At 64.7% G+C, this 12,701-nt stretch carries 10 protein-coding genes; 7 read left to right on the forward strand and 3 right to left on the reverse strand.

What is annotated here, in order from left to right; translation table 11 throughout:
* Window positions 1–25: 25 nt before the first annotated feature.
* Together CKW37_RS09220 and CKW37_RS09225 are read right to left on the reverse strand one after the other, a co-directional pair.
* Window positions 26–1,015 (reverse strand): 2-hydroxyacid dehydrogenase, encoded by a 990-nt coding sequence (locus tag CKW37_RS09220; RefSeq protein WP_095155393.1) that lies wholly within the window; start codon window positions 1,013–1,015, stop codon window positions 26–28.
* A 67-nt stretch (window positions 1,016–1,082) separates the two neighbouring features.
* Window positions 1,083–3,836: a response regulator gene (locus CKW37_RS09225; protein WP_095155394.1), complete on the reverse strand. Its 2,754-nt coding sequence runs from the start codon at window positions 3,834–3,836 to the stop codon at window positions 1,083–1,085.
* A gap of 203 nt (window positions 3,837–4,039) precedes the next feature.
* Between CKW37_RS09225 and CKW37_RS09230 the strand changes: the two genes are divergently transcribed.
* From CKW37_RS09230 to CKW37_RS09260, 7 genes are all read left to right on the forward strand, one after another.
* Window positions 4,040–4,756 carry a response regulator transcription factor gene (locus CKW37_RS09230; RefSeq protein WP_095155395.1) on the forward strand — a complete coding sequence of 239 codons (717 nt, stop codon included), beginning with the start codon at window positions 4,040–4,042 and terminating at the stop codon, window positions 4,754–4,756.
* A gap of 1 nt (window position 4,757) precedes the next feature.
* Window positions 4,758–6,128, forward strand: coding sequence for a sensor histidine kinase (locus CKW37_RS09235; protein ID WP_095155396.1), 1,371 nt, complete (start codon window positions 4,758–4,760; stop codon window positions 6,126–6,128).
* Window positions 6,129–6,222: 94 nt separating this feature from the next.
* Window positions 6,223–7,125, forward strand: coding sequence for a cysteine synthase CysM (gene cysM, locus CKW37_RS09240; RefSeq protein WP_175652482.1), 903 nt, complete (start codon window positions 6,223–6,225; stop codon window positions 7,123–7,125).
* Entirely contained in the window at window positions 7,125–8,492 is a 1,368-nt protein-coding gene (gene rlmD / locus CKW37_RS09245) for a 23S rRNA (uracil(1939)-C(5))-methyltransferase RlmD (protein WP_095155398.1), read from the forward strand. The genes cysM and rlmD overlap by 1 nt, the downstream gene beginning before the upstream one ends.
* Before the next feature lie 88 nt (window positions 8,493–8,580).
* On the forward strand, window positions 8,581–10,821 hold the full coding sequence (relA, locus tag CKW37_RS09250) for a GTP diphosphokinase (RefSeq protein WP_095155399.1): 2,241 nt from the start codon (window positions 8,581–8,583) through the stop codon (window positions 10,819–10,821).
* A gap of 66 nt (window positions 10,822–10,887) precedes the next feature.
* Window positions 10,888–11,718: a nucleoside triphosphate pyrophosphohydrolase gene (mazG, locus tag CKW37_RS09255; protein ID WP_095155717.1), complete on the forward strand. Its 831-nt coding sequence runs from the start codon at window positions 10,888–10,890 to the stop codon at window positions 11,716–11,718.
* 28 nt (window positions 11,719–11,746) lie between these two features.
* A complete protein-coding gene (locus CKW37_RS09260) occupies window positions 11,747–12,286 on the forward strand; it encodes a DUF2058 domain-containing protein (protein WP_095155400.1) in 540 nt (179 codons plus the stop codon).
* Between the two features lie 47 nt (window positions 12,287–12,333).
* On the opposite strand, the gene CKW37_RS09265 is transcribed toward CKW37_RS09260, so the two are convergent.
* A complete protein-coding gene (locus tag CKW37_RS09265) occupies window positions 12,334–12,516 on the reverse strand; it encodes a hypothetical protein (RefSeq protein WP_095155401.1) in 183 nt (60 codons plus the stop codon).
* Window positions 12,517–12,701: the final 185 nt, after the last annotated feature.

Raw genomic sequence — 12,701 nt, forward strand, 5'->3', positions numbered from 1 at the left:
CTCCAAATTTGCCGCGTATCCTACCTCATCCCTCCACCAGATTCTGCGGCTGGCCGACCATCCACCGGGCAATGTTGTCCAGGGTGGTGCCGGCAATAGCGGCCAGCGCCTCGCGGGTGAGGAACGCCTGGTGCGCGGTGATGATCACGTTGGGGAAGGTCAGCAGCCGTGCCAGCACGTCATCCTGCAGCGGCAGGTCGGAGCGGTCTTCGAAGAAAATCTGCGCTTCTTCTTCATAGACATCCAGGCCCAGGTAGCCGAGTTGGCCGCTTTTCAGCGCTTCGATCAGCGCCGGCGTGTCCACCAGCGCGCCGCGGCCGGTGTTGATCAGCATCGCGCCCGGCTGCAGGTCGGCCAGGCTGCGCGGGTTGATCAGGTGTTTGGTCTGCGGTGTCAGCGGGCAATGCAGGCTGATGATGCGCGACTCGCGCAGCAACTCGTCGAGCGGCAGGTAGCGGGCGCCGAGGGCTTGCAGCTCAGGGTTGGGGTAGGGGTCGTAGGCCAGCAACTGGCAGCCGAAGCCGGCCATGATGCGGGCGAAGGCCAGGCCGATCTGGCCGGTGCCGACCACGCCGACGGTCTTGCCGTGCAGGTCGAAGCCGGTCAGGCCGTGCAGGCTGAAATCGCCTTCGCGGGTGCGGTTGTAGGCGCGGTGCAGGCGCCGGTTCAGCGCCAGGATCAGGGCGACCGCATGTTCGGCCACGGCGTGGGGTGAATAGGCCGGCACCCGCACCACGGTCAGGCCCAGGCGCCGGGCGGCGGGCAGGTCGACATGGTTGTAGCCCGCCGAACGCAGTGCGATCAGTCGCGTGCCGCCTGCTGCCAGGCGCTCCAGCACCGGCGCGGACAGGTCGTCGTTGATGAAGGCGCAGACCACCTCATGGCCGGCGGCCAGGGCGGAAGTGTCCTCGGTCAGGCGGCCGGGCTGGAAGTGCAGTTCCAGGTCCGGCACTGCCGTGGCGGCGTTGAAACTGTCCTGGTCATAGGCCTGACTGCTGAAAAACAAGGCACGCATGGTCATGCTCCCGATCGATCGAATGGCGCCAGTGTAGCCAAGCCGGCAAAAACAGCCTTGCCCCAGGTCAGGCGCTCTGGCGCGCGGCCCAGGTCAGGCGGTCGATGGCCCGTTCCAGTTCGTCCAGCGACTGCGGCGCCTCCGGATCGTCCTGCTTGAGCAGGGTTTCGCTGCGCTGGCAGGCGGCGCGCAACTGCGGTACGCCACAGTAGCGGGTCGCGCCATTGAGACGGTGGACCCGCTCGATGGTCGCGGCGCGGTCATCGGCATCGCGGGCGGCACGGATCGCCAGGCGATCGGACTCCAGCGACGCCAGCAACATCGCCAGCATGTCGGCCGCCAGGTCCGGTTTGCCGGCGGCCAGGCGCAAGCCTTCATCCGGGTCCAGCACCCTCAGTTCGCTGCCGCCGTGGTACGGCTCGGGCTGGCGTTCGGTGCGGTTGAGGCTGACCGGCAAACCGGTCCATTTCTGCACCACCTGGGCCAGTTGTCGGTCGCTGATCGGTTTGGTCAGGTAGTCGTCCATGCCGCTGTGCAGCAGGGCGCGTTTTTCGTTGGCCATGGCGTGGGCGGTGAGCGCCACGATGGGCAGCGCCTGGCCGCCCTGGCCGGCTTCCCAGCGGCGGATCTGTTCGGTGCACTCGCGACCGTCCATGCCCGGCATCTGCACGTCCATCAGCACCAGGTCGAAGTTGTCCTGCTGCACCGCCTTGATCGCCGAGGCGCCGCAGTCCACGGCGAGCACTTCGGCGCCGAGGTCTTCCAGCAGGGTCTGCACCAGCAGCAGGTTGGCCGGGTTGTCATCGACGCAAAGCACTTTGGGCAGGCGCTGGCCCGGTGGGGGCTTTATCTCGCTGTTGCTGCGCCGTGGCTGGATGAGTTCCAGCAGCGCCCGGCGCAGTTTGCGCGTGCAGGCCGGCTTGGCGTAGAGCTGGCCGTGGGCGTTGGGCAGGAAGGGGTGATACAGCGCTTGTTCGGTGGTCGGGCACAGCACCAGGGCCTGGCAGGCGAAATGCTCAAGACGCTGGATCAACTGGCCCAGCCGCTCCGGCGGCAGGTCATGCAGGTTGACCCCGAGCACCGCCAACTCAAAGCGCTGGCCGGCGAGCCGCGCCGCCTCGACGCCGCTGAGCAGGTGTTCGGGCGAACTGAAGGTGGTGACGTTCAGCCCGCAGTCTTCCAGTTGATGTTCAAGGGCCTGAAGGGCCAGTTCGTGGTTGTCGACGATGGCGGTGCGCCGGCCTTGAAGAATCGGCAGCGGTTGGTCTTCGATCGTGTCGCGGGCCTTGGGCAGGTTCAGGCTGACCCAGAACTGCGAGCCTTCGCCCGGCGTGCTGTCGACGCCGATCTCGCCGCCCATCTGCTCGATCAGACGCTTGGAAATCACCAGCCCCAGGCCGGTGCCGCCGGGTTGCCGCGACAGCGAGTTGTCGGCCTGGCTGAAGGCCTGGAACAGCGCCCGCACATCCTGCGCCGAGAGGCCGATGCCAGTGTCCTGAATACTGATGCGCAGCTGCACGCTGTCGTCGGTTTCGTCTTCGAGCATGGCGCGGGCGACGATGGTGCCCTCGCGGGTGAATTTGATGGCGTTGCTGACCAGGTTGGTAAGGATCTGCTTGAGCCGCAGCGGGTCACCCACCAGCGACAGCGGCGTGTCGCGGTAGACCAGGCTGACCAGTTCGAGCTGCTTGGCGTGGGCGGCCGGGGCGAGGATGGTCAGGGTGTCCTGGATCAGGTCGCGCAGGTTGAACGGAATGCTCTCCAGCACCAGCTTGCCGGCCTCGATCTTCGAGAAGTCGAGAATCTCGTTGATGATGCCGAGCAGGCTGTCGGCGGATTTTTCGATGGTGCCCAGGTAATCGAGTTGGCGCGGGGTCAGCTCGCTTTTCTGCAACAGGTGGGTGAAACCGAGGATGCCGTTGAGCGGGGTACGGATTTCGTGGCTCATGTTGGCGAGGAATTCGGACTTGATCCGGCTGGCCTCCAGGGCCTCCTTACGCGCCATGTCCAGCTCGATGTTCTGGATCTCGATGGTTTCCAGGTTCTGCCGGACGTCTTCGGTGGCCTGGTCGATGCTGTGCTGCAGTTCTTCGTGGGCGTTGTGCAGGGTCTCGGCCATGCGGTTGATGCCGCCCGCCAGTTCGTCCAGCTCGTAGCTGCCCATGTTCGGCAGGCGTTCTTCCAGGTTGCCGTCCTTGAGCTGGCTGACCGCGTGCTTGATCTGCCCGATCGGGCCGTTGATCGCCCGGCTCATGCGCAGCGCCAGCAGGGTGGTGCCCATCAGGCCGATCAGGATCAACAGCAGGCTGGCGAACAGGCTGCGATAGCCGCGCAGAAGCGTGCCGCCGTGGGACACCTCGATTTCCACCCAGCCGAGCAGGCGGTCGACTTCCTGCGGCACTGGCTCGTCGGCAAGGTCGCGGTGACGACCGAACACCGGCAGCAGGTAACGGGTCGCATCGCTGCCGGAGCGTTGCAGCAGTTGGGTGCCGCCACCGGCGGGCGGCAGGTTGAGCATGCTCGGGCCGGCGTGGGCCAGGCTGCCGCGGTCGGGGGAGAGGAACGACACCGCGCGCACGTCGGGCTGTTCCAGGGTCTGGGTGGCGATGCGCTCCAGTTGCGCTCGGTCCTTGCGCGCCAGGGCCGGCGCCACCAGCGGCGCCAGGCTCTCGGCGACCATCCGTCCGCGCTGGAGCAGTTGGGTCTGCAATTCGTTTTGTTGCACCCACGTGAAATAGCCGCCCAGTACCAGCGCCATGGTCGCGGCGGGAACGACGGCGAGCAGCAGTACGCGAGTCCTGATTCCAAAACGATTCAGCACGCCCGATCTCCTGTGTCTGCGCTGCGCTGGAGGTTCGCTGTCGGGCTGTGCCGACAGGACCAGGGAAGAAAACTACCGCGACTGCCGGTGTATTGCACTTATTTGTCTCTGGTCGGGTGAGCCGGCCCTTCTACCCTGGTCTGGTTGCCTGGGGGAGAGCAATGCTCAATAATCGCGCGATTGAGAATTGCTAGCAGCCGCCAATGAATCCCGCCGTCATCCGCAATCCCAACATCCTCGCCATCGAAGACGATCCGGTGCTGGGTGCCTATCTGCACGAGCAACTGGAGCGTAGTGGCTTCCTCGTCACCTGGTGCCGCAATGGTCGCGACGGCCTGGAGCAGGCGCGCCAGCGGCATTTCGACGTGGTGTTGATGGACATCCTGCTGCCGGGCATGACCGGGCTCGATGCGCTGATGCAGTTGCGCGAACGCAGCAGCACCCCGGTGATCATGATGTCGGCGCTGGGCGCCGAGGCGGATCGCATCACCGGTTTCCAGCGCGGCGCCGACGATTATCTGCCCAAGCCGTTCAGCATGGCCGAACTGCGCGTGCGTATCGAAGCCATCCTGCGTCGCGTGGCGCTGGAACGGCGGCATCCGCCGGTGGTGCAGGCGGCCGCTGGCGAACTGGTGTTCGACGACGAGGCTTGCGATGTGCGCCACGGCGGTCAGGCGGCGGGCCTGACCCCCAGCGAATACCGCTTGCTCGACACCTTGCACCGCAGCCGCGATGAGGTGCTGAGCAAAGCCTTCCTTTATCAGCATGTTCTGCAGCGTGGCTATGCGCGCCACGATCGCAGCCTGGACATGCATGTCAGCCAGATTCGCCGCAAGCTCAAGGCCATCGGTTATCACGAGCGGCAGGTCCGCACCGTCTGGGGCCAGGGCTATGTCCTGAGCGCCGGCGAGGACCATTGAGTTGCCCAATCGACATTCACTGTTCTGGAAACTGGCCATTCTCCTGGTGGGTTTCTGCCTGTTGCTGATCGGCTTGAGCCTGTCCTGGGGCCGGCATATGGAGGTGCGCAACGCGTATCTCGCGCCGCAAGCCCGGGCCCTGCTGGAAGCCTATGCCGCCGAAGCCGAGCAGGCCCTGACCCGCAACGGCACGGCCGGCATCGATGCCTGGCTGACCGGCATGCGCGAACGCGAAAGCGGCTTTATCAGCGTGATTGGCCCCGACCTGCAATCGCTCGGCAGCCTGCCGCTGACCGACGCCGAAACCGAACACCTGACCAACCTGCGTGGCGTGGAGCGTCCGGTCAGCCGTCACTCCACCACCTTGCCGTGGATGCGCGTGCCGTTCCCCGGCGACTCGGCCCTCGGCAGCCTGGTGATCGAGCTGCCCCAGCGGCTGATTCCCGACCACTGGAACCTGCTGTTCTGGCGGCTGGTCACCAGCGGCCTGATTCCGGGCGTGCTGACGTTTCTGTTTTGCGTCGGCCTGTACCGCATGTTGATTCGCCCGCTCCATCAGTTGCGCGACCAGGCCAATGCCTGGCGCTCAGAGCAGTTGACCGCCCGCGTGGCCAGCGCCACCACCAGCCGCCACGACGAGTTCGGCGAGTTGGGGCGGGCGTTCGATGACATGGCCGAGCGCCTGCAAGGCACCGTGACCTTGCAGCAGCAGTTGCTGCGCGACCTGTCCCATGAACTGCGCACGCCCCTGAGCCGCCTGCAAGTTGCCAGCGACAGCGAGCAGGACCTGCCTGCCCTGCGCGAACGCCTGGGGCGGGAAGTGGAGTGCATGCAGCGCCTGGTGGAGGATGCGCTGCAACTGGCCTGGCTGGATGCCGAGCGGGCGCCGCTGCCGTGCGAGCCAATCGAGGTCCAGGCGCTGTGGGAGATGCTGGTGGAGGATGCCTGCTTCGAAAGCGGCTGGCCGCGTGAGCAGTTGCACTGCAGCCTGGATGGCGACTGCTGGGTGCTCGGCAACCTCAATAGCTTGGCGCAGGCGCTGGAGAACATCTTGCGCAATGCCATTCGTCACTCGCCTGCGTCAGGCCAGATTCGCCTCGGCGGCCAGCGCCAGGGCGAGCACTGGCTGCTCTGGCTGGAAGACGAAGGCGGCGGCGTGGCGGAGGCGGAACTGGAGCGGATCTTCGCCGCCTTCACCCGGCTTGATGGCTCGCGCCCCGGCGACGGCGGCTTCGGCCTGGGTCTGAGCATCGCGCGCAACGCCGTGCAGCGTCAGGGCGGGCGGTTGTGGGCGCAGAACAGCGGGCACGGGCTGCGTTTGAACATTCGCCTGCAGGCGGCAAAGCCCCCGGGCGCCGATCAGGAGTTATAGCTATCGGCTATAAGCTCCACACATTGCGTGATATGGAGCCGGGCGGATTGCCGGTATGATAGGCGACCCCGGCAGTCTGGATTGCGAAAACGCCATGACCTTGCAGTACCCCACCATCGCCGATTGCGTCGGCAACACCCCCCTGGTTCGCTTGCAACGCATGGCGGGCGACACCAGCAACACCCTCCTGTTGAAACTCGAAGGCAATAACCCGGCGGGTTCGGTCAAGGACCGTCCGGCGCTGTCGATGATCACCCGTGCCGAATTGCGCGGCCAGATCAAGCCGGGCGATACCCTGATCGAGGCCACTTCGGGTAACACTGGCATTGCGTTGGCGATGGCGGCGGCGATCAAGGGCTACAAGATGATCCTGATCATGCCCGACAACTCCAGTGCCGAACGCAAGGCTGCGATGACCGCCTACGGCGCCGAGCTGATCCTGGTCAGCAAGGAAGAGGGCATGGAGGGTGCTCGCGACCTGGCCGAGCGTCTGCGCGATGAAGGCCGCGGCCTGGTCCTGGACCAGTTCGGCAACGGCGACAATCCCGAGGCCCATTACGTCAGTACCGGCCCGGAGATCTGGCGCCAGACTGAAGGCGGCATCACCCATTTCATCAGTTCCATGGGCACCACCGGCACCATCATGGGTTGCTCGCGGTACCTCAAGGAGCAGAACCCGAACATCCAGATCGTCGGCCTGCAACCCATGGAAGGCTCGGCGATCCCGGGCATCCGTCGCTGGCCCCACGAATACCTGCCTTCGATCTTCCAGGCCGAGCGCGTTGACCGCGTGGTCGACATGGCCCAGAGCGAAGCCGAGGAAACCACGCGTCGCCTGGCCCGCGAAGAGGGCATTTTCTGCGGCGTGTCTTCCGGTGGTGCGGTGGCGGCGATGCTGCGCCTGTCCCGCGAAGTGGAAAACGCGGTGATGGTGGCGATCATCTGTGACCGTGGCGACCGCTATCTGTCGACCGGCATTTTCGACGCGGATCGCTGATGTCCAAAGCCAAACGTAACGGCGGCCTGCGCTTCCAGCCGGCCGGCGGTAGCCGCACGCCCCAGGTTCCTGCGGGCAAGAAACAACGCTTGACGATTGAGCGCCTGGCCGGGGATGGCCGTGGCATCGCCTTCTTCGAAGGACGCACCTGGTTCGTCAGTGGTGCGCTGGCCGGCGAAGAGGTCGAGGCGCGTGTGCTCAATGCCCATGGCAAGGTGGTCGAGGCGCGCCTGGAGCGGGTCTTCAGCCCGAGCCCGCTGCGCCGCGAGGCGCCGTGCCGGCACTTCGCCCGTTGCGGCGGCTGCAACCTGCAACACCTGCCCCATGCCGACCAGCTCGATCTCAAACAGCGCCTGCTCGCCGAACAGTTGCAGCGGGTCGCTGGCGTCGTGCCGGAGCAATGGGCCGCGCCGCTGAGCGGGCCGGAATTCGGCTACCGCCGTCGTGCACGTGTAGCGGTGCGCTGGGATCAACGCGCGGCGAAGCTGGAAGTCGGTTTCCGCGCCGAAGCCAGTCAGGACATCGTTGCCATCGAAGACTGCCCGGTGCTGGTACAGCCCTTGCAGTCGGTGATGCGCCACCTGCCGATGCTGTTGCAAAGTCTGGACAAACCACGGGTGGTCGGGCACGTCGAACTGTTCGCCGGCACCGCGCTGGCCATGCTGGTGCGCCACACCGCCGCCCTGGCCGAGACTGACCTGGCGCGTCTGCAGGCGTTCTGTAGCGAGGCGGGTGTACAACTCTGGCTGCAAGGCGAGGGCGAACCTGCTCCGGTAGAGTCGAATGCATCCCTGGGCTTTGTTCTGGAGCCGTGGAAGCTGGAGCTGGCGTATCGGCCCGGCGACTTCGTTCAGGTCAATGCCGGGGTCAATACGGCGATGATCGAACAAGCCCTGGACTGGCTCGCGGTGCAACCTGGCGAGCGGGTTCTGGACCTGTTCTGCGGCCTCGGCAATTTCGCCCTGCCGCTGGCGCAACAGGCCGCCGAAGTGGTGGCGGTGGAAGGTGTGCAGGTGATGGTCGACCGCGCCGCGGCCAATGCCCGTAGCAACAATTTGAATAATGTTCGCTTTTTTCAGGCGGATTTATCCCAACCCTTGAGTGCGTCCGGTTGGGCGGCCGAGGGGTTTTCTGCGGTACTCTTGGATCCACCCCGAGACGGTGCCTACGAAGTGGTGAGAAATATCGCCGCACTGGGGGCAAAAAGGCTGGTCTATGTGTCGTGCAATCCGGCGACCCTGGCCCGCGATACGCTCGAGTTGGTCAAGCAGGGTTACCGGTTAAAAAGGGCCGGGATCCTCGACATGTTTCCGCAGACCGCGCATGTCGAGGCCATGGCGTTGTTCGAGGTGGATCAGCGGCGCTGATCGCCCGGTGTGCGTTCCCTTATCTGGCGGAACGGCACCCGTGTTTTCAAGCGCATCACGGATGCGCTGTAGGGAAAGGTAAACAAAGATGGTACAGGTGAGAGTGCACCAGCCGGTCAACACCGACGGCAGTATCAATCTCGATGCATGGCTGGATCATGTGGTCAGCGTCGACGCGGCGCTGGACCGGCAAGCCCTCAAGGTTGCCTGCGAGTTCGCGCTGGACGTCGAGAAGAAGGGCAACCAGGCGAAGCATTCCTGGGCCGACGGCACCTCGAGCTTCCAGGCTGGCCTGGAGATCGCCGAGATCCTCGCCGACCTCAAGCTCGACCAGGACTCGCTGGTAGCCGCGGTAATCTATCGCGCGGTGCGCGAAGGCAGGACCACCCTGGCCGAAGTCGGCCAGCGTTTCGGCGCGGTGGTGGCCAAGCTGGTCGATGGCGTGCTGCGCATGGCGGCCATCACCGACAGTCTCAACCCGCGCCATTCGCTGGTGCTGGGCTCCCAGGCGCAGGTGGAAAACCTGCGCAAGATGCTTGTGGCCATGGTCGACGACGTTCGCGTCGCGCTGATCAAGCTGGCCGAGCGGACCTGCGCGATTCGCGCGGTGAAAGGCGCCGATGACGAGAAACGCAACCGGGTCGCCCGCGAAGTCTTCGACATCTACGCGCCGCTGGCCCACCGCCTGGGCATCGGCCATATCAAGTGGGAGCTGGAAGACCTGTCCTTCCGCTACCTCGAGCCGGAGCAATACAAACAGATCGCCAAGCTGCTGCACGAGCGCCGGCTGGATCGCGAGCGCTTCATCAGCGACGTGATGAGCCAGTTGCAGAACGAGCTGCTGGCCACTGGGGTCAAGGCCGACATCAGCGGCCGGGCCAAGCACATCTATTCGATCTGGCGCAAAATGCAGCGCAAGGGCCTGGAGTTCAGCCAGATCTACGACGTGCGCGCGGTGCGCGTGCTGGTCCCGGAAATGCGCGACTGCTACACCGCGCTCGGGATCGTCCACACCCTCTGGCGGCACATTCCCAAGGAATTCGACGACTACATCGCCAACCCCAAGGAGAACGGCTACCGCTCGCTGCACACGGCGGTGATCGGCCCCGAGGGCAAGGTGCTGGAAGTGCAGATCCGCACCCATTCCATGCACGAGGAAGCCGAACTCGGCGTCTGCGCGCACTGGCGCTACAAGGGCACCGACGTCAAGTCCGGCTCCAACCACTACGAAGAGAAAATCTCCTGGCTGCGTCAGGTGCTGGAGTGGCACGAGGAACTGGGCGACATCGGCGGCCTCGCCGAGCAGTTGCGGGTCGATATCGAGCCTGACCGGGTCTACGTGTTCACCCCCGATGGTCACGCCATCGACCTGCCCAAGGGCGCCACGCCGCTGGACTTCGCCTACCGCGTGCACACCGAGATCGGCCACAACTGCCGTGGCGCCAAGATCAACGGGCGCATCGTGCCGCTCAACTACAGCCTGCAGACCGGTGAGCAGGTCGAGATCATCACCAGCAAGCACGGCAACCCGAGCCGCGACTGGCTGAACTCGAACCTGGGCTACGTCACCACCTCGCGGGCGCGGGCGAAGATCGTCCATTGGTTCAAGCTGCAGGCCCGCGACCAGAACGTCGCTGCCGGCAAGACCCTGCTCGAACGCGAACTGAGCCGCCTCGGCTTGCCGCAGGTGGACTTCGAACGGCTGGCCGAGAAGGCCAACCTCAAGGCCGCCGAAGACATGTTCGCGTCCCTTGGTGCCGGTGATCTTCGTCTGGCCCATCTGGTCAACGCGGCGCAGCAACTGGTCGAGCCGGAGCGCATCGAAGAAGTCGAGCTGATCACCCGCAAGGCCACCGGCTACAAGCCCGGCAAGCGCGGCGACATCCAAATCCAGGGCGTCGGCAACCTGCTGACGCAGATGGCCGGTTGCTGCCAGCCGTTGCCCGGCGACGCCATCGTTGGCTACATCACCCAGGGCCGCGGCGTGACCATCCACCGTCAGGACTGCGCCTCGGTGCTGCAACTGTCCGGGCGCGAGCCGGAGCGGATCATCCAGGTTAGTTGGGGCCCGGTGCCGGTGCAAACCTACCCGGTGGATATCGTCATTCGTGCCTACGACCGTCCGGGCTTGCTGCGTGACGTCTCCCAGGTCCTGCTCAACGAGCGGATCAACGTGCTGGCGGTGAATACCCGCTCGAACAAGGAAGACAACACCGCGCTGATGTCGCTGACCATCGAGATCCCCGGCCTGGACGCCCTCGGGCGCCTGCTTGGGCGCATCTCGCAGTTGCCGAACATCATCGAGACCCGCCGCAACCGCACGCCTTGATACCTTCCGCCCGCTCCGGATACCGGGGCGGGCGGCGAGGTTTTATCCGCCAGACGAGAGCCGATGATGTACACCCTGGACGATCTGCTGCACCTCATGGCCCGCCTGCGCGATCCGCAATACGGCTGCCCATGGGACCTCAAACAGAATTACGCGAGCATCGTCCCGCACACCCTCGAAGAAGCCTATGAAGTGGCCGACGCCATCGAGCGCGGCGACTTCGAGCACCTGCAAGGCGAACTCGGCGACCTGCTGTTCCAGGTGGTCTATTACAGCCAACTGGCCCGGGAAGAGGGGCGTTTCGAGTTTGCCGGAGTGATCGACAGCATCACCCGCAAGCTGATCCGCCGTCACCCTCATGTCTTCCCCACCGGCGAGCTGTATGCGCCGCTGGACACCCCGTTGCTGGATGAAGAACAGGTCAAGCAGCGCTGGGAAGAAATCAAGGCCGAGGAGCGCGCGGAGAAAAGCGAACCCGAGCAGCTTTCCCTGCTCGACGATGTACCGGCGGCGCTGCCGGCCTTGTCCCGCGCGGCCAAGCTGCAGAAGCGCGCGGCCCAGGTCGGTTTCGACTGGCCGGGACCGCTGCCGGTGCTGGACAAGGTCCGCGAAGAACTGGACGAAGTGCTCGAAGCCATGGCTGAAGGAGACGCGGCGGCGATGGCCGACGAGGTCGGCGACCTGCTGTTCGCCACCGTCAACCTGGCCCGGCACCTGAAGCTCGATCCGGAAAACGCCCTGCGTGGCGCCAATGCCAAGTTCGAACGACGCTTCCGTTTTATCGAGCAGGCATTGCGCGACATAGGTCGTCCGATTGAAGATTGCACCCTCGAAGACTTGGACGCGCTCTGGGGCGAAGCCAAGCGTCAGGAAAAGAACCTGCCCAGCTGCGGCTGAGCTGTTTGCATTAAGTGAGTGAACATCAATGAGCCTTTCCCTTCGCGACCAATTGCTCAAAGCCGGTCTGGTCAACCAGAAGCAGGTCAAGCAGGTCAATAAAGACCAGAAGAAACAGAAACGCCTGGAGCAAAAAGGCCAGGTCGAGGTCGACGACAGCCAGCAGCGCCTGGCCAAGGAAGCGATGGCCGAGAAGGCCGCGCGTGACCAGGAACTCAACCGCCAGCAGCAGGAGAAGGCCGAACAGAAGGCCCGTGCCGCACAGGTCAAGCAATTGATCGACGTGTCCCGCCTGCCGAAGTTGAACACCGAGGACTACTACAACTTCGTCGACGACAAGAAGGTCAAGCGCATCGCGGTCAACGCCCTGGTGCGTAGCAAGCTGAGCAGCGGCTCGCTGGCCATCGTCGCTCACGGCGGGGGTTACGAGATCATCCCGCGGGAAGCGGCGGTGAAGATCCAGGAGCGCGACCCCCAGCGCATCCTGTTGCTCAACACCCAGGTGGAAGAACCGGATGCCGACGATCCGTACGCCGCCTACGTCATCCCCGACGACCTGATGTGGTAACAACGACAAACCCCGCCTCGGCGGGGTTTGTACTTTCTGGGGAGCGGTCAGGACTTCGTCTGCCGGGTTTCCCAGATTTCCAGTTCCATGCGGTAGTGGTGGGCATCGCTTTCGTTGTGGAACATGCCGACCAGTTGGTCCTGCTGGTGCACATCCCAGATGCGCACGCCTGCGGCCACGCCTTCATGGGACAGTTTCGATTCGTCGCGCTCAGTTACTTTGACAGTCATGTGCAAACTCCAAATCCGGTTAACTGCGGCACTCTGTCGCAGGACTCTTTTATAGGGTTTGTTAGCTGGCTAAGTAAATTAAAAGAGCCATGAAAGATGTTTCATGGTTGGTTGGGGAACCGATATACGCGGACGCTGTGGGGCTTGCCGGAGCGCAGAGCCTTTTCGCCGGCAAAAGAAAACCC

Origin of the sequence: Pseudomonas sp. Irchel 3E13, from assembly GCF_900187455.1 — a bacterium.
Classification (GTDB): Bacteria; Pseudomonadota; Gammaproteobacteria; order Pseudomonadales; family Pseudomonadaceae; genus Aquipseudomonas.